Origin of the sequence: Kitasatospora phosalacinea (genome assembly GCF_000716545.1) — a bacterium.
Lineage (GTDB): Bacteria > Actinomycetota > Actinomycetes > Streptomycetales > Streptomycetaceae > Kitasatospora > Kitasatospora phosalacinea.
This window is the reverse complement of record NZ_JNWZ01000063.1, coordinates 18,766-40,529: the sequence shown is the minus strand read 5'-3', so window position 1 is coordinate 40,529 and position 21,764 is coordinate 18,766. Positions and strand designations below refer to the sequence as shown.

The following is a 21,764-nucleotide window of genomic DNA, read 5'->3' as shown; positions in this document are numbered from 1 at the left end:
CGCCGATGGTACTGCAGGGGGGACCCTGTGGGAGAGTAGGACGCCGCCGAACAATCATTGTGGGAAAGCCCCCCGACGGGACGTCGGGGGGCTTTCTTGCGTTTCGGGGGAAGTAGACGCCAGCAAGCAGGGTGGACTTAGGTCCACCTCAAAGAGGGGTGGCACGGCCAATGTGCCGGCCGTGGTGCCGAAGAGAGACTGGGAGCGTTCGAGGGACGGCTTCGACTTCTCGGGGAGTGGGCTTTGGCGACGACGGTGTGGTTCGGTGCTGGGGCCGCCAGGTCCGTACTGGGTGAGCGGGCGCGGGTGGCGGTGCGGGCCGGCGGGCAGGCCTTGGTGATGACGGTGGCGGCTGCGGCTGCTCTGGTGGTGCCGGTGCTGGCGGTCGTGTTCACGGCTCTGGCCGTGGGGCAGCTGTTCGATCACGGGCCGCTGGGGCTGTACGCGGCGGTGCCGAGTACGGCCCTGGTGGGGGTGTTGTCGCTGTACTGGTTCGTGCGGCGCGGTGCGGCGTGGACGCGGCAGCGGGTGGAGCGCGAGGCCGGCGAACGGTGGTGGGTGGTGTATTCGCCGCGGGAGGCGTTGGAGCAGGACGTGCGGGGGTTCTGGTGGACGGGGGCGTCGTACCACCGGAGCCGGGAGGTGGCGCGGTTGGTGCAGTTCGTGCGGTGGGCGGTGCGGGACCACCAGGTTCAGCGGGAGGGGGTGTGGTTGCTGGCCAATCCGGTAGGGGTGGCTGTGCTGCTGGGGGTGCCGATGGCGCTGGTGTGGGGCGGGCTGGTGTTCGCGGTCTCGGCGACGGTGGATTCGCGGCACTTCTTCGGGCTGAACAGCCAGCCGGTGAGCCTGCTGTTCTCCGCGCTGATCGGCGCGGTGCTGGCGGCGGCCGGGCTGTCGGCGATGCCGTGGGCGGTGCGGATGCACGGGGCGTTCGCGTGCCGGGTGCTGGGCGGCGGGCCGCAGCAGAGCCGGGCGCAGCTGACCGAGCGGGTGGCGCACCTGACGGAGACCCGGGCCGACGCGGTGGACGCGCAGGCGGCGGAGTTGCGGCGGATCGAGCGGGATCTGCACGACGGGGCGCAGGCACGGCTGGTGACGATCGGGCTGACGCTGGGGGCGATCGAGCACCTGATGGCCACGGACCAGTCGGCGGCCCGGGAACTGCTGGCGGAGGCCAGGGAGGCTTCGGCGAAGGCGTTGCAGGAGTTGCGTGATCTGGTCCGGGGCATCCATCCGCCGGTGCTGGCGGAGCGCGGGCTGCCGGACGCGGTCCGCGAGCTGGCGTTGACGTCGGTGGTGCCGACGGAGGTGACGGTGAGTCTGTCGGGGCGCCCGGAGGCGGCGTTGGAGACGGCGGTGTACTTCAGCGTGAGCGAGCTGCTGGCGAACGCGGCGAAGCACGCCCGGGCCCGGCACGCGTGGGTGGACGTGCTGCACCGGGCGGGCCGGCTACGGGTGGTGGTGACGGACGACGGGCACGGGGGTGCACGGATGGAGGCGGACGGTGGGCTGCGGGGGATCGAGAAGCGGTTGGGTACGTTCGACGGAATGATCTCGCTCGACAGTCCGGTGGGCGGGCCGACCACGATCACGATGGAGCTGCCGTGCGCGTTGTCCTCGCCGAGGACCTCTACCTCCTCCGCCAAGGTCTGACCAGGCTGTTGGAGATCCACGGCTTCACCATCGCGGCGGCGGTGGAGACCGGGCCGGACCTGCTGGCGGCGCTGCTGTCGGAGCGGCCGGACGTGGCGGTGGTGGACGTCCGGCTGCCGCCGACGCTGACGGACGAAGGGCTCCAGGCCGCGCTGGCGGCGCGCCGGGAGATCCCGGGCCTGCCGGTACTGGTGCTGTCGCAGCACGTGCAGCAGTTGTACGCGCGGGAGTTGCTGGCGGACGGGACGGGCGGGGTGGGATACCTGCTCAAGGACCGGGTGTTCAACGCGGACCAGTTCGTGGACGCGGTGCGGCGGGTGGCCGCGGGCGGGACGGCGATGGATCCGGACGTGATCGGCCGGCTGCTGCAGCACAACGCCGGGTCGGAGCCGCTGCAGCGGTTGTCGCCGCGGGAGCGGGAGGTGCTCGGGCTGATGGCGGAGGGCTGTTCGAACTCGGCGATCGCGGCGCGGCTGACGGTCAGCGACGGTGCGGTGGCCAAGCACATCGCCAACATCTTCGGGAAGTTGGAGCTCGCGCCGACGGAGGACGGCAACCGGCGGGTGCTCGCGGTACTGGCGTACCTGAACGGGGTCGCGGAGCGGTCGGTGGAGGGCTGAGGCGGCGAGCTGCCGGGGTGGTCGGGGCGGAGGGCGCCGGAGGTCGAGGGGCGCGGGGCCGCGGGCACAGCCGTGCCCGGTGCCGTCATTGGTGTGGACCAGTGGAGGTGTGGTGGCGATCGGGGGCCGCGATCCGGGCTGGCGGCAAGGGGGAACGCCCGTGCGAGTAGTATCCGGTGGGCCGAGTCTGTCGACGGTGCACCGTCATCGCGTCCCGACGCGATGACGCGAAGTGTGCGCCCCGGGGCGGGGACGTGTACTCGGCGGCTACAGGTCGTATACGGCAGCTGCCGAGTCCCAGGGGTTGATCAACGAATGGCACGTCCTTCCCTTACCCGCGCGCACCGGGCACTGCTGGGTGTGGTGGCCGTCGGCGCGTGCGTGATCTCGGGCATCGGTTTCGCGGGGTCCTACAACTCGGTGCGCGACCTGGCGATGGAGAAGGGCTTCGGCAGCTTCTCCTACGCCTTCCCGATAGGCGTCGACGCGGGCATCGTGGTGCTGCTCTCGCTGGACCTGGTGCTGACCTGGCTGCGGATCCCGTTCCCGCTGCTGCGGCAGACGGCGTGGTTGCTGACCGCGGCGACGATCGCGTTCAACGCGGCGGCGTCCTGGGGCGACACGCTGGGCATGGCGATGCACGCGGTGATCCCGGTGCTGTTCGTGGTCGTGGTCGAGGCCTCGCGGCACGCGGTGGGGCGGATCGCGGCGATCACCGCGGACCGGCACATGGAGTCGGTGCGGCTGATGCGCTGGGTGCTGTCGCCGGTGCCGACCTTCCGGCTGTGGCGGCGGATGAAGCTCTGGGAACTGCGCTCGTACGACGAGACGGTGCGGCTGGAGCAGAACCGGCTGGTGTACCGGGCGCAGCTGCGGTTCAGGTACGGGCGGGGCTGGCGGCGGTCGGCGCCGTTCCAGGCCCTGCTGCCGCTGAAGCTGGCGAAGTACGGCGTCCCGCTGGACCCGACGGTGCTGGACCGGATCGACGGCCCGCTGGTGGTGTCGGCCGGCGCGGTGGAGGGAGCCGGACAGGAGGTTCCGGCGGTGCGGGGCGGTCAGGTGACGCAGGATCAGCCGACGACGACGGCGGCGGCGACGGCGACGACGGCCCGGCCGGTGGCCCTGGGCGCGTCCGGCCCGCACGCCCAGCCGCCCGCGCAGCCCGCACCGGCCGCGCAGCCCGCACCGGCCGCGCAGGCCACGCAGGCACAGGCCCAGGCGGTGCCGCAGGTGTCGGCGGCGGTGGCGGTGCCGACGCTGGCGAAGCTGGCCGCGTTGCGGTTGCGCGACCAGCAGGACCCGCAGGCGGCGCAGGCCGCGCCGGTGATCGACTCGTCCGCGGAGCTGAACGTGTGGACGGCCCGCCCGGTGCGCTCGCACGTGGAGGAGCCGGGCCAGGTGCACACGGCGCGGGTGCCGGGGCAGGCCTCGCCGTGGTTCAAGGCGCCGCGCCCGAGCGGCCCGGAGGAGGCGGCCCACCCGCAGTCGGGCTACCAGCCGCCGCAGGCCGGGGCGTACGCCGAGCAGGGGGGCCACCCGGAGGAGTACCGGTCGGAGGAGTACCGGCAGGAGGAGTACCACCCGGTGGCGAACGGGCACGGCCCGGCGCCCCGCGGGCAGCAGGCGCAGCAGCACGCCCAGCGGTACGCGCCGGCGGAGCCGGTCCTGGTGCCCGGGCGGCCGGTGCGGCTGGAGACGATGATGGCGCCCGAGCCGGAGCCGCTGCCGTTCGAGGAGCAGGAGGTGCCGGCGCGCCGTCCGATCCCGGGCGCGGCCGAGCCGTTGGACGCCGACGAGTGCTTCGACGCGCTGGTCAGCTACATGGAGGAGAACCAGCGGCAGCCCGACGAGCGCCGTTTCGCCGAGTACCTGAGCCAGCGCGGCGTCGCGGGTTCGCGGCCGGACGGCGGGGTCGCGGTGAAGGACGTGGAGAAGGTCTGGCAGGACCTACAGGAGCGGTACATGGAGTCCGGCCGGGGGGAGTGATCCGGGGCCGGTCCGGGCGCTGATCCGCCCCCGCCGTTCGGAGACACGTACAGAAACGCGATGGCCGTCCGCCGGTCCTTCCGGCCGGGCGGCCATTGACGGTTCCGCGGAGCCGCCACTACCTTCGCCTCAACAAATTGTTGAAGTCGCGCGGTGAGTGGAGGAGCCCCCGGATGTCGCAGCCTGCTCAGGTCGGTGCCGCCCAGTCCGTCTCGTTCTCGGACGCCGCCCGCTCGGCCGTCGAGGCGCTGCTGGCACCGGTGGACGCCGAGTTGACGCGCCGTTACCCGGGTGAGCCCGGCTCCCGGCAGCCGGTGCACACCGTGTACGTGCCGGCCGACGCGTTCGGGGAGCACACCGTCCGGGAGTGGGGCGCGCAGGCGCTGGCGGCGTTCGACGAGCACGCCGGCACGCCCGCACGGCTCGCCGAGGCGCTCGGGGTCGCGGACGACGCGCTGCTGGCCGACGTGCACGCCCGGGTGCGGGCCAAGCTGGAGCGCGAGCCGGTCGAGGACCTGCGGATCGACTTCGAGGACGGCTACGGCCCGCGCCCCGACGCCGAGGAGGACGCCGAGGCCGTCCGGGCCGCGCTGCTGGTGGCCGCGGCGGTCGCCGACGGCAGCGCCCCGCCGTACGTCGGGATCCGGACCAAGTGCATGGAGGCCCCCGTCCGAGCCCGCGGCATCCGCACCCTGGAACTGTTCCTGGGCACCCTGCTGGCGTGCGGCGGCCTGCCCGACGGACTGGTGCTGACCCTGCCCAAGGTCACGTACGCGGCCCAGGTCACCGCGCTGGTGCGGCTGCTGGAGGACTTCGAGCGGCGGGCCGGGCTGCCCGCCGGGCGGATCGGGTTCGAGATCCAGATCGAGACCACCCAGGCGGTCCTCGGCCCGGACGGCCGGGCCACCGTCGCGCTGATGATCGACGCCGCCGAGGGCCGCGCCACCGGCCTGCACTACGGCACCTTCGACTACAGCGCGGCCTGCGGGGTCTCCGCCGCCCACCAGAGCATGGACCACCCGGCGGCCGACCACGCCAAGGCGGTCATGCAGGTCGCCGCGGCCGGCACCGGCGTCCGGCTCTCCGACGGCTCCACCAACGTCGTCCCGGCCGGCACCGCCGAGCAGGTGCACGCCGCCTGGCGGCTGCACCACGGCCTGGTCCGCCGCTCGCTGGCCCGGGCCTACTACCAGGGCTGGGACATGCACCCCGCCCACCTGCCGACCAGGTACGCCGCCGTGTACGCCTTCTACCGCGAGGGCCTGGACGCGGCCTGTGCCCGGCTCGCCGGGTACGTCGCCAAGTCCGGCGGCGACGTGATGGACGAGCCAGCCACCGCCCGCGCGCTCAGCGGCTACCTGCTGCGCGGCCTGGACTGCGGCGCCGTCGACCTCGCCGAGGTCACCGGGCGCACCGGCCTCGACCGGGCCCGGCTGGACGCCCTGGCCGGCCGCTGACCCGGAACCCCGGCCGCTGACCCGGCCGCTGACCCGGAGCCCCGGCCGCTGACCCGGCCGCCGACCCGGAGCCCCGGGCGGCGGGCATAGGCTGGGCGGGAGACCGGCGACGGGCCGGGCGCCGAGACGAGACCGACAGCGGAGAGCACCAGCGCCATGGCGGAGCAGAGCCCCAAGCCGTACCTGACCGTCCGGGGCCCCGTCAGCCGCGAACTGGAGATCAAGAAGTCCCGGTTCGTCTGCCACCTGGCGCGGGTCGCCGACGAGGACGAGGCGCAGGCGTTCATCGCGGGCGCCCGCAAGCAGTACTGGGACGCCAGGCACAACTGCACCGCGTTCGTGGTCGGCGGCGAGCAGCCGCGCGAGCGCTCCAGCGACGACGGCGAGCCCGCCGGGACGGCCGGGGTGCCGATGCTGGAGGTGCTGCGGCGGCGCGGGGTGACCGACACCGCCGCCGTGGTGACCCGCTACTTCGGCGGCATCAAGCTGGGCGCGGGCGGCCTGGTGCGGGCGTACGGGGCGGCGGTGTCGGAGGCGCTGGACGAGGTCGGGCTGCTGGAGCGGCGGCCGGTCGCACTGCTGTCGGTGGCCGTCGACCACACCCGGGCCGGCCGGCTGGAGAACGACCTGCGGGCGGCCGGGTACGCGGTGGCCGGGCTGGAGTACCTGGCGGACGGGGTGCGGATCGAGGTGGGCGTCCCCGAGCCGGACACGGCCGGGTTCCACGCCTGGCTGGCCGAGGCGACCGGCGGATCGGCCGGGGCCCGCCCGGCGGGACGGACCTACGTCGAGGTCGAGGTCTGACGCCGGGTCAACCCCGCCCGGTGGAAGACGCCGGGGAAGCTCCGCATCCATCGCGGGCGAGCGGGTAGCAGAGGCGGCGCCGGAGGTGTTCCAGTTGCCGCCGGATGACACCCGATCGAAGGAAATGGGCCCGGATGCGGAACTTCCGCTCCTGGTCGTTTCGTCTCCTTGGGTAACAGGAACGACGATTCGCCATCGACCTCCGGGAGGAGGACTCGCAGAGCCCAGCACCGCACCACGGGAGGTTCCGCGCATGCCCACCGACCACGTCCAGCCACCGTACCGGCTGACAGCCGCGACACCCCGCCCGCACCACGAGACCGCCGCCCTCGCCGACCAACTGCTCTCCGACTGGCTGAAGTCGGAAGGCCGCGAGGAGCCCGCGCCCCGCGCACGGCAGACGCCCGCCGAACGACTACGGCTCGGCGACCGGGTCCTGCTGGACCGCGACGACGGCCCACTGCCCGGCCGCGGCCCCGGAGCCCGCTACAGCCGCCGCAGACTGCGCACACCCGCCGTCCAGCCCGGCACCGACCAACTGACCCTCACCCTGGCCTCCGACACCGCCGACGGCCCGACCCGGCTGCGGATCGAGGCCGAGCACCTCCCCGCCGGAGCCACCGCCGTCCCGCCCGGCCGGACGCCCGTCCCGGACCTGGTCCGCCACCTGCTGCCACTGCTCGACGCCGCCGAGGGCCCCGTGCCGCTCACCGTCGCCCCCCGGCTGCTGGCCCCCGCCGACCTGGACGGATTGATCGACGAACTCTGCGACCCGGAACGGACGCTGCCCACCGTGGTGGCCAGCGTGCCGCCCGCCGTGCCGGTCGAGCAGTGGCAGCACCAGGTGCTCGACCCGCTGCTGCGCCAACTCCCCGGCCTGGCCTCGCTGTACGTGCTCGGGCACGGCGCGCTGCCCCGGTTCAACCTGGCGCTGGAGTACCACAAGGTGTACGGCGGCGCGGTGCGCACCTTCCTGCCCGAGGTCGACCCGGCGTCCCGGGCCGACGCCGCCCGCCACCCCGTCCTACCGCGCGGCCGGATCGACGAGAACCCGCGCCGCGCCGCCGCCCTGCTGGCCCGCGAACCGCGCCGGATCGCCGCCGAACTGCCGCTGCCCGCGCCGCTGGACGCCGTTCCCGAACTCCGGCTGCCGCCCGAGGCCCGCAAGGCCCCCGCCGCGCCCAGGGCCGTCGTCGAACGCCCGCCGGTACGGCTGGAGCGCTGCCGGCTGCGGATCGAGCTCCCGCGCGAACCGCGCCGCTCCCGTTGCGGCACCGGCCCCGTCAGCTTCGGCGAACTCGTCGACCGCTTCGGCGAGTTCCCGTTGCTGGAGTTCACCGGCGACAGCAAGGAGACGCTCGCCCTGGACGGCCAGAGCGAGGCCGACGGCTGGGCCCGGCTGACCTGGGACGGCCTGACCGCGCTCCAGGAGTACGCGGCCGCCGCCGTCCGCGGCGAGGCCGGCGGCGACTTCAAGCAGTGGTGCGAGCACACCCCGCCCGGCTGCCACCGCTTCCCGCCGCGCAAGGCGGTCCGCGGCGAGTCCCGGACCGTCGCCAGCCACGGCAAGTGGAAGCGCCAGCGGATGCTGCCCGTCCCCGCCGCCGTCGACGCCTCCTGCCGCGCGTTCATGGGAGCCCACCTGCGGATCGGCGGCGGCGGCACCGCCCCCCGGGTGCACTACCTGGACGACTGCTCCGGCAGCGGCCGGATCTACGTCGGCTACATCGGACTGCACCTGACCAACACCCGCACCAACTGACCGTCCGGTGGGGGGCGGTGAGCCTTCCGCCCCCCGCCGACGGCACTGGAGGGACGTCAAGGGTCGGCCAAACCACCGGTGTTGGCCGCCCCCGGACCCCGGACGGGGGACAATGCTGCTCGGGCCCCGCCGCGGCGGCCCGCCGACGTGCGCCGGGCGACCGGACGACCGGACGAGCAGGGGGAACCACCGCCGATGCAGCATCCAGCCGAGGGCAGCGCCGACGGCACCACCACGGTGCTCCAGCCCGGATTCCTCGCCTCGCTGTTCCGCGAACTCGGCGCCGACGAGGACGAGGAACCGGCCACCGCGCCCGATCCCGCCGCGAGCGCCGCGGCACGCCCCGCCGCGGCGACCGCTCCGACCGCGGTGCCGCCGCAGCCCGGCCCGGCGGACGCGGCGGACACCCCCGCGCAGGCGGACGACCCGGTCGCCGCGCACGGCCGGGCCGCCGCGCTCACCCACCACCGCACCCTCGCCGTCCAGGCCGAGCACCGGCACCTGGCCGACCTGCTGCGCCGGGCCGCCCAGCCGGTCTCCGCGATGGACTTCGAGAGCCAGCTGCGCAGCTACCAGCCCAGGCCGTTCCCGGACGCCGGATCCGGGGCGTGCGAACCCGAGCCCGCCTGGGCCGACTTCGCGCCGCCGGAGCCCGCCGGCACCGACCCCGACCAGCCGCGCTCGCGCCGCCTGCTCGACTCCGGCTACCAGCGCGAACTCGCCCAGGCCCGGCTGCGCCACCAGCGCGCGCTGCGCGAGTGGCGCACCCGGCAGGCCGAGCTCGCCGACAGCGGTGCCGTCGCCGCCCGGCAGGCCCACGAGGAGGCCGAGCGGGCCCGGGCCCGGGCCGTCCAGGAGTACAACGACAGCCTGGAGGAGTGCCGCCGCGCCTACCGGCAGGCCGAGCCCGCCGCCGTCGAGTCCCTGCTGGAACGCGCCCTGGCCGCCGCCGAGGGCGCCACCCGGGACCTGCCCGCCCCCTGCCGCGCCGTGTTCCGCGCCCTGACCCGCACCGCCGTCCTCGACCTCGACCTGCCGCCGCTGGACACCGTCCCCGCGCTGTCCGGCTACCGGCTCACCGAGGCCGGCGAGATCGAACCGGTGCCCCGCCCCGCCGCCGACGTCCGCACCGACTACCTGCGGCTGGCCGCCCGGCTCGCGCTGCGCGCCCTGCAGGCCGCCGACGCCGTCGACACCGACGAGGTGCTGGCCGGCGTCGTCCTGAACGGCTGGCTGCGCGTCCCCGGGCAGCCCCCGCAGTGCCTGCTCAGCGTCGACGCCGACCGCGACGCGCTGGCCCGCACCCGGCTCGTCCCCGACGCGGAGCACCTCGGCGACGGGGACGCGGACGGCGGCGTCTACGCGGAGGCCGAGCACGACGAGTCGCTGCTGCGGCTGCGCGCGCTGGCCGCCGTGATCACCCCCGACCCGTACGCGGGCGAGGCCGTGCTGCCCTGGGGCAGCGCCTCCTCGGCGGTGCCCTCGCTCGGCGAGCTGTCGCCCGGCGAGTTCGCCCTGCTGGTGCGCGCCGTCCTCACCGCGGGCGGGCTGCGGGACTGGAGCGTGCGGCTGCGCGGACCGGCCGGGCTGGTCGCCACCGCCAAGGGCGAACCGGACAGCGGGCTGCCCGGGCGCTGGGTGGTGTGGGCCTCGCGCGGCCCCGGCCCCGTCACCGCCGAGGAGATCGCCACCCTCGCCGAGGCCGTCCGCGAGGAGGGCGCCGACCGCGGCCTGCGGATGACCTGCGGCCGGTTCACCGAGGAGGCGCTCGACCTCACCGGCGAGGAGCGCCACCAGCGCATCCACCTGATGGACGGCCCCGGCATCCGCGAACTCGCCCGCACCCACCTGGCGCTGCCGCTGACCCTGTGAGGCCGGGCCCGGCGCCGTCCGGCCCGGATCCGCGGGGTCGGCGGGGAAACGGCGGGTTCGCCCGGCGGACGGCCCGACGGGCTGTCAGGCTGGGGGAGTGGAGAACCGATTCCCCGGTCACCGGGACGCCCGGCGCGCGGCCGCCCGGGCGGCCGGGCAGGCGTCCGAGCACGACCGCGAACTGGCGATGGCCGAGATGTACGCCGAGTGCGGGCTGCTGCGCGAACTCGCCGAGTCGGCCGGCGTCCGGCTCGACGACACCGTCGACTCGCTGACCGCCCTCGACCAGCTGCTGCCCCGCTGGCGCGACGACCCGCAGGTGTCCCAGTGGCTCGGCACCGACGCCGGCCTCTACCTCGGCACGGTGATCCGCCACCGGGTGCCCGGCGCCCGCTGGCGCCTCGCCGCCGACGGCCGGCCCCTGATGGTGCTCGGCACCGGCTTCGAACTCGACGCCACCGCGATCGGCCGCGACTGGGCCGAGCAGGGCGCCCCGCAGCTCGCCGCGGTCTACCGGGCGGCCGGCGACGGCTGAGCGCCCCGCCGCGCCCGTCACCCCGACGGTCCGCCCGGGCGGCGCGCCGCCCACGCCTCCCGCAGGCTGGTCGCAGGGTCCGGCACCGTTCCGGCCCGGGCCGGACGGACTGGATGCCCGTGGGCAGCGGTCAGCACAGCCGTCCGGCCCCCGGCACCGTGACGGGGGAGGCCGAAACTGACCGCCGTGCTGGTCGCCGCGGGCGCGTTCCTGATGACCCTGCTCGGCGGCTTCGTCGCCCAGCGCACCGGGGACCGCCGCCACCTCGTCCTCGGCCTCGCGGCGGGTCTGATGCTCGGCGTGGTCGCCTTCGACCTGCTGCCCGAGGCGATGGCACAGGCCCCGCAGGAACTGCACGGCGTCCCCGAGGCGCTGCTGATGTTCGCGGCCGGCTTCCTCGCCATCCACGTGGTCGAGCGCGCCGTCGCCATCCACCGCGGCCACGAGGGCGAGTACGCCGCGCACAGCCACGGCCACACGCACAGCCACGGTCACGTGCGCGGGTCGGCCCCCGGCGAACGGCAGCGCGAGCAGGGCGTGGGGATCGCCGCCGCCTCCGCGCTGGTCCTGCACAGCGTGATGGACGGCTTCGCGATCGGCGCCGCGTTCCAGGCCGGGACGACGGTCGGCACGGTGGTGGCCGTCGCCGTCGTCGCGCACGACTTCGCGGACGGCTTCAACACGTACACCCTCACCCGGCTGTACGGGAACGACCGGCGGCGGGCCGTCGGGCTGCTGTTCGCCGACGCGCTCGCGCCCGTCACGGGGGCCGGGATCACGCTGCTGTTCACCATCCCGGAACAGCTGCTCGGGCTCTACCTCGGGTTCTTCGGCGGGTTCCTGATGTACCTGGCGACCTCCGACATCCTGCCCGAGGCGCACAGCCCGCACCCGTCGAAGGCGACGCTCGCCTGCACGCTGCTGGGGGTGGGCTTCATGTGGCTGGTGGTGGGGCTGGCGTAACCGGCCGGGACGGTCACGGGGCGGGCGGCCCGGCCTCGTAGGCCTCCTCGGCGCGGCGCAGGGCGCGCAGCAGGACGTCCTGCTCGGCGGGGCCGATCGGGCCGAAGTACTCCTGGGCGACCTCGTGCCGGACCTTGGAGATCCGCTCCAGCGCGCCGTGTCCGTCCTCGGTGAGCACCAGGCGCACCGCGCGGCGGTCGGCCGGGTCGGGGGTGCGGGCGACCAGGCCGGCCTCCTCCAGGGCGTCGACCACGGTGGTGGCGGAGCGCGGCGCGATGTGCAGCCGCTCGGCGAGTTCGCTCAGCCGCATGGTCTCGGCGCTCTCGCAGCCGGGCGCGTGGGCGAGGGTGCGCAGGGCCCGGCCCTGGGCGGGGGTGATGCCGTACGGCTCCAGCCGCTGCATGGTCCGCCGGCGGATCCGCTTCATCGCCCGGGTGAGCGCGTCGGCGAGTTCCGCTGCGGTGTCGGCGGGGCCGGGGGAGGTCATGGGCACAGGTTAGCGGTCGGGTCGGGGCCGGTACGGAGGGTGACCGATCTCGCCTCGATAACTTGTTGAGCTTGGCTCAGCAATCGAGTAGCTTAGGCGAGCCTAAGTGCCCCGCGCCTTCGATCCGAGGAGTCCGTCATGGCCCGCTCCACCGCTCGCGTCAGCACCGACCGTCCCGCCCGCTACGCCAAGCAGCTCGCCGCCCACATGGGCCGCAAGGTCCCCGCCGAGTGGTCGGAGGAGACCGGCCGCGGCTCGCTCGCCTTCGGCGCCGGACGGGCCGAGCTCGCCGCCGAGGACGGCGCGCTGCTGCTGTCCGTGGAGGGTGCCGAGGAGTCCCTGGACCAGCTGGAGGACGTGGTCGGCCGCCACCTGGTCCGCTTCGGCACCCGCGACGAACTGGTCGTCGCCTGGCAGCGCGAGGGCGGGGCGGCCGGCACCGTCCAGCGCCTCACCGGCGAGGAGGGCTGAGCCGTCCGGCCCTCCTCCCCGGCGGGGCTCAGCCCTGGCGCAGCGGGGGCATCGGCACCGGCACCGCGAAGGCGGTGGCCCCCGCGCCGACCCCGCCCTCGCAGCTGTTGGGCGGCGCGGTGGTCACGCCCCGGGTGGAGGGCTTCTCGGCCGCCCAGAACATGAAGCCCAGCAGCCCGGTCGTGCTGCCCGCCCCGTTCGGCGCGGCGCTCTGCACCCAGCTCCCGGTGGCCTTCTGCACCGAGTTCGCGAAGTTCGTGCACTCCGGGCGGACCTGCGAGCCCTCCGCGATGTACAGGCCGCCGGTGAACTTCGCCGGGGCCAGCGGTGGGATCGCCGGGTTGTAGGTCGGCTTGCCGTCCAGGTGCTCCTGCCAGTTGGCGACCGCCGAGGAGGCGGACGGCTGCTTGCTCGGCACCATCGCGTTGGCGTAGTCCAGCACCGGGTTCGCCGTGGTCATCCAGTGCGCGGTGGCGTACTGGTCGATGCCGATCAGCCAGCGGTCGCCGGCCGCGACGTCGATGGTCAGCCGGGCGGCCGGGTCCGCGCCCGAGGCGTCGTACGGGTGGGCGGCCCGGTAGGCGTCCACGAACGCCTGCAGGCCGGTCAGGTTCGGGCTGTTGCTGTTCTCGTAGTCGATCTCGATGCCCACGCCGAGCCTGCTCGCCAGCGCCGCCGCCTTCTGGCCGAGCAGGGTGCCGTTCTGGGCCAGCGCGGTGTCCCAGTCGCCGGTGTACGTGATGCCGCCGATGGAGAGCATCACCCGGATGCCGTGCGCCGTGAAGTAGTCCACCACCTGCTGGTCCATGCCCACCGGCACTCCGGCGGCGTTCCCGGCGTCGGTGGTGCCGTTCAGGAGCCGCAGCGGGTTGACGAAGCTCAGCACCACCACGTTCACCGAGGGCCGGCCGTCGCCGCGGTCGACCAGCCAGTGGTTGGCGGCGTCGAAGGCGGCCATGTCGCGGACCTTCGCCCAGGTGCAGGCGTCGTCGCTGCAGTGCCAGGCGCCGTACACCTGCACCGGGGAGGCCGCCGCCGTCGTCGTCGCGGCCGCCGTCGCGGCCTGGACCGGCAGGGCCGTCACCGCCAGGGCCAGCAGTGAGGCCGCCACCGTGGATCGTGTCATGGGCATGGCTGGGGAACGCACATCCGCCTCCCGGCGATCGCGTGCTGTTGGGTGGGGAACAGGGTGCGCGCGGGCCGGGAGGGCGTCAATGGTCTGGACCGAAGTGCCGACCGGCGGACCGTCAGTCGGCAGGTCGGGGCCGGTCGGGCAGCAGGCGCGGCAGCAGCAGGTGCAGCCCGAGCAGCAGCAGACCGGCCAGGCACCAGCTCGCCACCACGTCCAGCAGCCAGTGGAAGTCGCTCCACACCAGGCCCGCCCCCACCCCCAGGCACACCAGCGCGGCCGCCGCGCCCAGCCGCCCGGCCGCCGCGGGCAGCACCCGGGCCAGCAGCAGCGCCGCCGTCCCGTACGCGATCGAGGAGGTCGCGGTGTGGCCCGACGGGTACCAGCCCCACTGGTCCCCGGCCAGCGGCACCCCGTAGGGGCCCGGGCGGGCGAACCAGGTCTTCGCCGGCACCACCAGCAGCGGGACCAGCACCGCGGCCACCACCGCCACCGGCACCGGCACCCACCAGCGCGGCCGGCCGTCGCGCCGGGCCAGCCGGGCCGCCAGGCCCGCGCACCCCAGCAGCACCGGGACCGCGACCAGGGCGCCGCCCAGGTCCGACAGCGCCACGCCCAGGTGGTTCAGCGGCGCCGAGCCGATCGCCCGGCGCAGGTGCCGCACCCCGTCGCGCACCGCCGTGTCCAGCCCCAGCAGCGGACCGTCCACCGCCACCTGCCAGGAGACGACGGCCAGCACCACCGTCAGTGTCATGGCCAGGACAGCAAAAACCGGCCGCCCCGGAGCAGGGGGGAGAGCTCCGGGGCGGCCAAGGTGATCGCCGATCCGCGCGGCCCGGGGGGTGTGGGCGGGGCGGCCGGTCGATCGGTCCTGTGCGTCCGCCTCGACGGCGGACGGGGTGGTGGGCAGTGGGTGCTGTTCGCTGTCCATCTGTGATGACAGTACGTCAAAGCCGGGGCCCGCGACGGCGGACCCGCCATCGTGCACAGCATCTTCACCACCGGCGGGGCAACCTCCACCCACCCGGCCGGCGGCCCGGCGCGCGGGGGCCGGACGGGATCCGCCCCGCCCGGCCCCCGCGCCGCTCACCAGGGGTTTCCGTGTGCCGAACCGGGCTCAGACGCCCGCGAAGGCCGACTCCAGGATGTCCAGGCCCTCGGCCAGCAGGTGCTCCGGGATGACCAGCGGCGGCAGGAAGCGCAGCACGTTGCCGTAGGTGCCGGCGGTCAGCACCACCAGGCCCTCCGCGTGGCAGGCCTTCGCGACCGCCGCGGTCGCCTCCGGGTCCGGCTCCTTGCCGCCCGGCTTCACCAGCTCCACCGCGATCATCGCCCCGCGGCCGCGGACCTCGCCGATGCGCACCCGGTCGGAGTCGGCGAACTTCTCCTGGATCTCGCGCAGCCGGGCCAGCATGACCTCGCCGATGCGCCGCGCCTTGCTGTTCAGGTCCTCGGACTTCATGGTCTCGATCGCGCCCAGCGCGGCCGCGCACGCCACCGGGTTGCCGCCGTAGGTGCCGCCCAGGCCGCCCGAGTGCGCGGCGTCCATGATCTCGGCCCGGCCGGTCACGGCCGCCAGCGGCAGACCGCCCGCGATGCCCTTCGCGGTGGTGATCAAGTCCGGGACGACGCCCTCGTCCTCGCACGCGAACCACTGGCCGGTGCGGCAGAAGCCGGTCTGGATCTCGTCCGCCACGAACACGATCCCGTTCGCCTTCGCGAACTCCGCGATCGCCGGCAGGAAGCCCTTGGCCGGCTCGATGAAGCCGCCCTCGCCCTGGATCGGCTCGATGATGACCGCCGCGACGTTCTCCGCGCCGATCTGCTTGTTGATGATCTCGATCGCCTGCGCGGCCGCCTCGGCGGCGCAGTTCTCCGCGCCCGTCAGCCAGCGGTACGGGTACGCCACCGGGACGCGGTAGATCTCCGGCGCGAACGGGCCGAAGCCCTGCTTGTACGGCATGTTCTTCGCCGTCAGGCCCATGGTCAGGTTGGTGCGGCCGTGGTAGCCGTGGTCGAACACCACCACGGCGGTCCGCTTGGTGTAGGCGCGGGCGATCTTCACCGCGTTCTCCACCGCCTCGGCACCCGAGTTGAACAGCGCGGTGCGCTTGTCGTGGTCGCCCGGGGTCAGCTCGTTCAGCTGCTCCGCCACCGCCACGTAGCCCTCGTACGGGGTCACCATGAAACAGGTGTGCGTGAACGCGGCCAGCTGCTCGGTCGCCCGCGCCACCACGGCCGCGGCGCTGTTGCCCACGTTCGTCACGGCGATGCCCGAACCGAAGTCGATCAGGCTGTTGCCGTCCACGTCCTCCAGCACGCCGCCGCCGGCCCGCGACACGTACACCGGCAGCGTGGTGCCCACGCCGGCCGGCACCGCGCCGAGCTTGCGAGACTGCAGCTCCTGCGACTTCGGGCCGGGGATCGCGGTGACCAGTCGGCGCTCCTGCGGGAGCGGGGTTGCAGCGCTCATCTGTCTTCTCCAAGTTCTTGACGCGGTAACCGCAGGCTACGACCGCCCGCACGGCGCGGGCATGCGCCACTCGGTACTGCCGGACCGCTCCAGTTGTCCGACGCGGCCAGTGGCCGAAGATCGGCTGCGCGCCCGCGCACTCCACTACATTGGCCCCCGGGTGTGTCGGTGGGACGGCGATGCGGGTATGGCACCGCCGGCAACGTAGGAGGGGCCCGAAGTGGAACTGAACGACGCGAGAACCCAGCACACCCACCCCCGTCTCCCCCCGCCCCGCGCCCCCTTCCACCTCCTCACCTGGGCCACCGCCCCGCGCCCCGAAGCCGCCCCCGGCATCTACCGGCAGCACCACGTCCCGCACGACCCCGAGGCCGCCGAACAGGCCAGGACCCCGGCGGGGCCGCTGCTGCTGCGGGCGGCGCTGAACCTGGCGGTCGGACTCTTCGTCTACCTCGAAGGCGTCTCCCTGGTGCAGGGACTGCTGACCACCTTCGGCCTCACCGTCCCCAACTCCTTCGTCATCTCCCTGCTGATCGCCGCCGCCGTCAACGCCTCGCTGATCATCGTGGTGCTGATGGTCTTCGGGCGGATGGGCCGCTGGGGCGAGGTGTGGCGGCGCTGGATCGTCCCCGTCCTCTCCCACACCGTCACCGAGATCCCCGCCGCCCCCGAGGAGCCCCCCGTCGTCGACGTGTGGGCCGAGTTGCGGCCGGCCGGCGAGGCCGTGCGCCGGCTGGAGGGGGAGCAGGTCGGGGACGTGGACTACGTGCGGCTGCACCAGGCGTGGCGGACGGTGGGGAGCGATCCGGCCGCGTGGCAGGAGTTCGCCGGGCAGGTGGCGGCCCGGGGCGCGGCGGCGTGCGCGCACCCCTCGGAGCAGCGGGACCTGCCGGGCGGGCGGGCGGCGCGGCACGACCTGCTGGTGCGGCAGGTGCGGCTGGGCACCGCGCAGGACGTGCCGAAGAACCCGGTGGCCCACCGGAACGCCGGCTTCGCGCTGGACCCGCGGGTGCTGGGCACCTCGCTGCTGGCGGTCGGCCCGGCCGGCACCGGCAAGACCGCGTCGCTGGCCCGCCCGGTCGCCGAGGCGCTGTGCCTGCAGGCGCTGGCGGGCGCGGCGTGCGCGGTGGTGGTCGGGGCGTCCGACGCGGACCTCGGGCCGGACGACTGGTACGACGTGGTGATCGCCCCCGGCGACCCGGACGCCCCGTACGGCCTGGACCTGTACGGCGCGGCGCCGCACTCGGACGAGGCGGCGGCCCGGCTGGCGGACGCGCTGCTGCCGGACGAGCTGGCGCCGCGGGCGGAGAGCGCCCGGACCGCGATGCAGCAGGTGGTCGGTCCGTACCGGGCGGCGTACGGCGGCTACCCGGGGGTGCGGGCGCTGCGGGCGCTGCTGGCGGGGGACGGGGAGGGCTGGGCGGAGCTCGGCGAACGGCTGCGCAAGTCGGGCCGGTGGCCGGAGTTCGAGGCGGACCTGCAGCAGCGCGAGCGGATGCACGGCCGGGCCGACGACCCGGGCGCGCTGCTCGCGGACCGGCTCGCGCTGCTGGACCGGCCGGCGCTGGCGGCCGGGTTCTCCGGCGGCCCGGACGCCAAGCCGGCCTTCGCGATGCGGGCCCTGGAGCACCCGCTGCGGGTGCGGGTGAAGCTGCCCGAGCGCAGCCACCCGGAGGCGGCCCGGATCCTGTCGCGGCTGCTGCTGGGCCAGTTCACCCAGGCCGCGGCCGACCGCCGGGACCGGGAGCTGTTCGCCGGGATGGTGCTGGACGACGCGACCGCCGCCGTCGACGCGCAGGCGATCCGGGGCGTCCAGCGGCTGCGCGGCGCCAACGCCGGCGTGGTGCTGCTGCTGCGCACGCTGTCGGACCTGCCGGAGGCGCTGCGGGCGCCGCTGTTCGGCGCGGTCGGCAACCGGATGGCGTTCCCCGGCATCGCGCCCTGGGACGGCCGGCTGTTCTCCGAGGCCTGGGGCACCCACCTGGTCCGGGAGACCGCGGTCACGCACGTCCCGGACACCTCGGGAGGAACGGTTCGCCGGGCCGGACGGCTGCTGCGCAAGGCGCTGTCGGGCACCACCGCGCAGACCGAGTCGGTCACCACCCGGGACGTCGAGCGGCACCGCTGGTCGCCGTCCGACCTGGCGCACGCGCTGCCGTCCGGGCACGCGGTGGTCTCGCTGACCTCGGTGACGGGGGAGCAGGTGCCGCCGCTGCTGGTCGACCTGCGGCACTGAGGCCCCGTCAGGCCGGGCCCTGGTCAGCATTGGGTCACGGAAGCTACGGACCGGCGGATTTCGGCACTCCGGCTTGTCCGGAGCGTACATAATGGGGAGAGATCCCTCACTCGCCCGGCCGCAACGGCGCGGCCAGGTCGAACCACCGAAGGTGCCATGCCCCCCACTCTCGCCTCCGTCGTCCGCACCAGCGCGCTCCACCTGACGGTGCTGGCCGGCGCGGACCACCTGGAACGCCCGGTCCGCTGGGTGCACACCAGTGAGCTGGACGACCCCACCCCGTTCCTGGAGGGGGGCGAGCTGCTCCTCACCACCGGCATCAAGCTGGGCAAGGGCGCCGCCGGACTGCAGGCGTACGTCCACCGGCTGGCCGACGCGGGCGTGGTCGGCCTCGGCCTGGGCGTCGGCCTATCGCACAGCGAGGTGCCGCAGGCGCTGGTGGAGGCCGCCGCCCAGCGCGGGCTGCCGCTGCTGCGGGTGCCCGAGGCGACGCCGTTCATCGCGATCTCCAAGACCGTCTCGGCCGCGCTGGCCGCCGAGCAGTACGAGGCCGTCACCACCAGCTTCGAGGCGCAGGAGGAGCTGACCCGGGCCGCGCTCGGCAAGGACGGCACCACCGCGGTGGTGCGCCGGCTGGCGGCCCGGCTGGGCGGCTGGGCGGCGCTGTACGACGGCTCCGGCGCGCTGTCCGCGGTGGCCCCCGACTGGGCCGCCCGCCGGGCCGGCCGGCTGGCCGCCGAGGTCGACCGGCTGCGCCGCCGCCCCGCCCCGTCCAGCGCCGCGCTGCAGGGCCGGGCGGGCACCATCGACACCGCGGACGAGGACTACGTCGTCGTCCAGTCGCTGGGCGCCGACCGCCGACCGCGCGGTTTCCTGGCGGTCGGCACCGAGGACCGGATCACCCCGACCGAGCGGTACGTGCTGAACGCGGCCGTCGCGCTGCTCACCCTCACCCTGGAGCGCTCGCGCGAGCTGCGGCAGGCCGAGGAGCGGATGGGCGCCGCGCTGCTGCGGATGGTGCTGGCCGGCGAGGTCGGCACCGCCCGGCAGGTCGCCGCCGGGCTGTTCGGCGGCCTGCCCGAGGGCACCGTCCGGGTGCTGGTCGCCGCCGCCGGGCCGGGCCCGGAGGCCGCGGAGGCGCTCGGCGAGCTCGCCGACCGGGCCGAGAACGCCGGCGGCAAGGTCGGCGAGAAGCTGCTGGTCGCCCGCGAGGACGGCGCGCACGGGCCGCGCCTGACGGTGCTCGCGCTGGACAACGGCTCGGTGCACCGGGCCTGCCTGGGCGCCGTCGAGGAGCACGAGGGCCTGTCGCTGGGCGTCTCCGCCCCCGCCGCCCTGGAGGACGCCGGCACCGCCCAGGCGCAGGCCGAGCGGGCCCTGGCGGTGGCCCAGCGCGGCGGCCGCCGCACCGTCGACCACGAGGAGGTCGGCGCCGGCTCGCTGCTGCCGCTGCTCGGCGAGGAGGCGGTCACCGCCTTCGCCGAGGGCCTGCTGCGCCCGCTGCGCGAGCACGACCGCACCGCCCGCGGCGACCTGGTCGCCTCGCTGCGCGCCTGGCTCTCCCGGCACGGCCAGTGGGACGCCGCCGCGGCCGACCTGGGCGTGCACCGGCACACGCTGCGCTACCGGATGCGGCGGGTGGAGGAGCTGCTCGGGCGCTCGCTGGACGACACCGACGTCCGGATGGAGCTGTGGCTGGCGCTCAGGTCCGGCGAGGAGTAGCCGCGGCGTGTCCGCGGCGTACTAATCGGCCCACCGGTTTCGTCCCGTCCGTCCAATCGGAAACCCGGACGGCGCCCCCTACCGTGAAGGCGACAAGTCTTTCGAGGGAAGGGGCCGGTGCGACCGTGACCACCACTCATGAGTTCTGGCTGGCCGGGCGGCGGGCGAGCGGCGAGACGGCGTTCGAGGTGCGCCACCCGCACGACGGCAGCCTGGTGGCGACGGTCGGCGTGCCGACGGACGCGCAGGTGGAGGAGGCGGTGGCGGCGGCCGCCGCCGCGGTGCCGGTGTTCGCCGCGACCCCGGCGCACCAGCGGGCGGGGGCGCTGGACCACGTCGCCAAGCGGCTGGCGGAGCGCACCGAGGAGATCGCCAAGCTGATCACCGCGGAGAACGGCAAGCCGATCAAGTGGGCGCGCGGCGAGGTCGGCCGGGCCGTGTCGGTGTTCCGCTGGGCCGCCGAGGAGGCCCGCCGCACCAACGGCGAGACCATGCGGCTGGACACCGACCCGGGCGGCACCGGCCGGTACGCGATCGTGCGGCGCTTCCCGCGCGGCGCGGTGCTGGGCATCGCCCCGTTCAACTTCCCGCTGAACCTGGTGGCGCACAAGGTGGCCCCGGCGATCGCGGTGGGCGCGCCGATCATCCTGAAGCCCGCCCCGGCCACCCCGCTGTCCGCCCTGGTGCTGGGCGAGATCCTGGCCGAGACCGACCTGCCGGCCGGCTCCTGGAGCGTGCTGCCGGTGGAGAACGCCAAGATGCCGGCCCTGGTGCAGGACAAGCGCCTGCCGGTGATCTCGTTCACCGGCTCGGACAAGGTCGGCTACCAGATCATGGACTCGGTGCCGCGCAAGCACGTCACCCTGGAGCTCGGCGGCAACGCCGCGGCCGTGGTGCTGGCGGACTGGAACTCCGAGGCGGACCTCGACTGGGCGGCGAGCCGGATCGCGCTGTTCGCCAACTACCAGGGCGGCCAGTCCTGCATCTCGGTGCAGCGGGTGATCGCCGACGCGAGCGTCTACGACCGCCTGGTGGAGAAGGTCGTCGAGAAGGTCCGGGCGCAGGTCACCGGCGACCCGTACGACGAGGCCACCGACGTCGGCCCGCTGGTGGACGAGAACGCGGCCAAGCGCGTCGAGTCCTGGGTCGAGGACGCGGTCGCCAAGGGCGCGAAGGTGCTGACCGGCGGTGGCCGGGACGGCGCCGCGTACGCGCCGACCGTGCTGGCCGAGCTGCCCGCGGACGCCATCCTGGCCACGGCCGAGGTGTTCGGCCCGGTGCTGTCGCTGCACCGGGTGGAGGGCACCGAGGAGGCGTTCGCCGCGGTCAACGACTCGGCGTTCGGCCTGCAGGCGGGCGTGTTCACGCACGACGTGCAGACCGCCTTCCGGGCCCACCGGGAACTGGAGGTCGGCGGTGTGGTGATCGGCGACGCGCCGTCCTACCGGGCCGACCAGATGCCCTACGGCGGCGTGAAGGACTCCGGCGTGGGCCGCGAGGGCGTGCGCTACGCGATGGACGACTTCACCTTCGAGAAGGTGCTGGTCCTCACCGGCCTCGACCTCTGAGGCCCCCGCACGGCCCCCGGTGCCCC

At 75.1% G+C, this 21,764-nt stretch carries 17 protein-coding genes; 13 read left to right on the top strand and 4 right to left on the bottom strand.

Translation table 11 applies throughout. The features are described from left to right. Positions 1-243: 243 nt before the first annotated feature. From OO48_RS26665 to OO48_RS26625, 9 genes are all read left to right on the top strand, one after another. The gene (locus tag OO48_RS26665) at positions 244-1,653 is read left to right on the top strand and encodes a sensor histidine kinase (RefSeq protein ID WP_342449665.1); all 1,410 of its coding nucleotides are present in this window, start codon (positions 244-246) and stop codon (positions 1,651-1,653) included. Beyond that, a complete protein-coding gene (locus tag OO48_RS26660; RefSeq protein WP_033220698.1) occupies positions 1,605-2,273 on the top strand; it encodes a response regulator transcription factor in 669 nt (222 codons plus the stop codon). Before OO48_RS26665 ends, OO48_RS26660 begins: the two co-directional genes overlap by 49 nt. Before the next feature lie 315 nt (positions 2,274-2,588). Further along, positions 2,589-4,259 (top strand): DUF2637 domain-containing protein, encoded by a 1,671-nt coding sequence (locus tag OO48_RS40230; RefSeq protein WP_081952406.1) that lies wholly within the window; start codon positions 2,589-2,591, stop codon positions 4,257-4,259. 173 nt (positions 4,260-4,432) lie between these two features. Continuing rightward, positions 4,433-5,716, top strand: a complete 1,284-nt coding sequence (locus OO48_RS26650; RefSeq protein WP_033220697.1) for a DUF6986 family protein — start codon at positions 4,433-4,435, stop codon at positions 5,714-5,716. Positions 5,717-5,872: 156 nt separating this feature from the next. After that, positions 5,873-6,520 (top strand): YigZ family protein, encoded by a 648-nt coding sequence (locus tag OO48_RS26645; protein WP_051732852.1) that lies wholly within the window; start codon positions 5,873-5,875, stop codon positions 6,518-6,520. A 253-nt stretch (positions 6,521-6,773) separates the two neighbouring features. Further along, positions 6,774-8,282, top strand: a complete 1,509-nt coding sequence (locus tag OO48_RS35440; protein ID WP_051732850.1) for a hypothetical protein — start codon at positions 6,774-6,776, stop codon at positions 8,280-8,282. 195 nt (positions 8,283-8,477) lie between these two features. After that, a complete protein-coding gene (locus tag OO48_RS26635) occupies positions 8,478-10,154 on the top strand; it encodes a restriction endonuclease (protein ID WP_033220696.1) in 1,677 nt (558 codons plus the stop codon). A gap of 97 nt (positions 10,155-10,251) precedes the next feature. Then, positions 10,252-10,689 carry a DUF6278 family protein gene (locus tag OO48_RS26630; RefSeq protein ID WP_033220695.1) on the top strand — a complete coding sequence of 146 codons (438 nt, stop codon included), beginning with the start codon at positions 10,252-10,254 and terminating at the stop codon, positions 10,687-10,689. Positions 10,690-10,902: 213 nt separating this feature from the next. Further along, positions 10,903-11,652 (top strand): ZIP family metal transporter, encoded by a 750-nt coding sequence (locus OO48_RS26625; protein ID WP_033220711.1) that lies wholly within the window; start codon positions 10,903-10,905, stop codon positions 11,650-11,652. 13 nt (positions 11,653-11,665) lie between these two features. Here OO48_RS26625 and OO48_RS26620 read toward each other — a convergent pair whose 3' ends face one another. Continuing rightward, positions 11,666-12,139: a MarR family winged helix-turn-helix transcriptional regulator gene (locus tag OO48_RS26620; protein WP_033220693.1), complete on the bottom strand. Its 474-nt coding sequence runs from the start codon at positions 12,137-12,139 to the stop codon at positions 11,666-11,668. Between the two features lie 138 nt (positions 12,140-12,277). Between OO48_RS26620 and OO48_RS26615 the strand changes: the two genes are divergently transcribed. Then, positions 12,278-12,610 (top strand): DUF2218 domain-containing protein, encoded by a 333-nt coding sequence (locus tag OO48_RS26615; protein ID WP_033220691.1) that lies wholly within the window; start codon positions 12,278-12,280, stop codon positions 12,608-12,610. 28 nt (positions 12,611-12,638) lie between these two features. Here the strand turns inward: OO48_RS26615 and OO48_RS26610 are convergent, their stop codons facing one another. The 3 genes from OO48_RS26610 to gabT form a co-directional block, all read right to left on the bottom strand. Next, positions 12,639-13,736, bottom strand: coding sequence for a glycoside hydrolase family 18 protein (locus OO48_RS26610; RefSeq protein WP_033220689.1), 1,098 nt, complete (start codon positions 13,734-13,736; stop codon positions 12,639-12,641). Between the two features lie 121 nt (positions 13,737-13,857). After that, the gene (locus OO48_RS26605) at positions 13,858-14,493 is read right to left on the bottom strand and encodes a phosphatase PAP2 family protein (RefSeq protein ID WP_033220687.1); all 636 of its coding nucleotides are present in this window, start codon (positions 14,491-14,493) and stop codon (positions 13,858-13,860) included. 363 nt (positions 14,494-14,856) lie between these two features. Beyond that, the gene (gabT, locus tag OO48_RS26600) at positions 14,857-16,212 is read right to left on the bottom strand and encodes a 4-aminobutyrate--2-oxoglutarate transaminase (RefSeq protein WP_033220681.1); all 1,356 of its coding nucleotides are present in this window, start codon (positions 16,210-16,212) and stop codon (positions 14,857-14,859) included. Between the two features lie 220 nt (positions 16,213-16,432). On the opposite strand from gabT, the gene OO48_RS26595 reads away from it, so the two are divergent. The 3 genes from OO48_RS26595 (at position 16,433) to OO48_RS26585 (ending at position 21,738) form a co-directional block, all read left to right on the top strand. Beyond that, positions 16,433-18,448: a hypothetical protein gene (locus OO48_RS26595; protein ID WP_051732848.1), complete on the top strand. Its 2,016-nt coding sequence runs from the start codon at positions 16,433-16,435 to the stop codon at positions 18,446-18,448. Between the two features lie 156 nt (positions 18,449-18,604). After that, positions 18,605-20,170 (top strand): PucR family transcriptional regulator, encoded by a 1,566-nt coding sequence (locus OO48_RS26590; protein ID WP_033220679.1) that lies wholly within the window; start codon positions 18,605-18,607, stop codon positions 20,168-20,170. 125 nt (positions 20,171-20,295) lie between these two features. Continuing rightward, the gene (locus OO48_RS26585; RefSeq protein WP_033220678.1) at positions 20,296-21,738 is read left to right on the top strand and encodes an aldehyde dehydrogenase family protein; all 1,443 of its coding nucleotides are present in this window, start codon (positions 20,296-20,298) and stop codon (positions 21,736-21,738) included. The last annotated feature ends 26 nt before the right edge of the window (positions 21,739-21,764 follow it).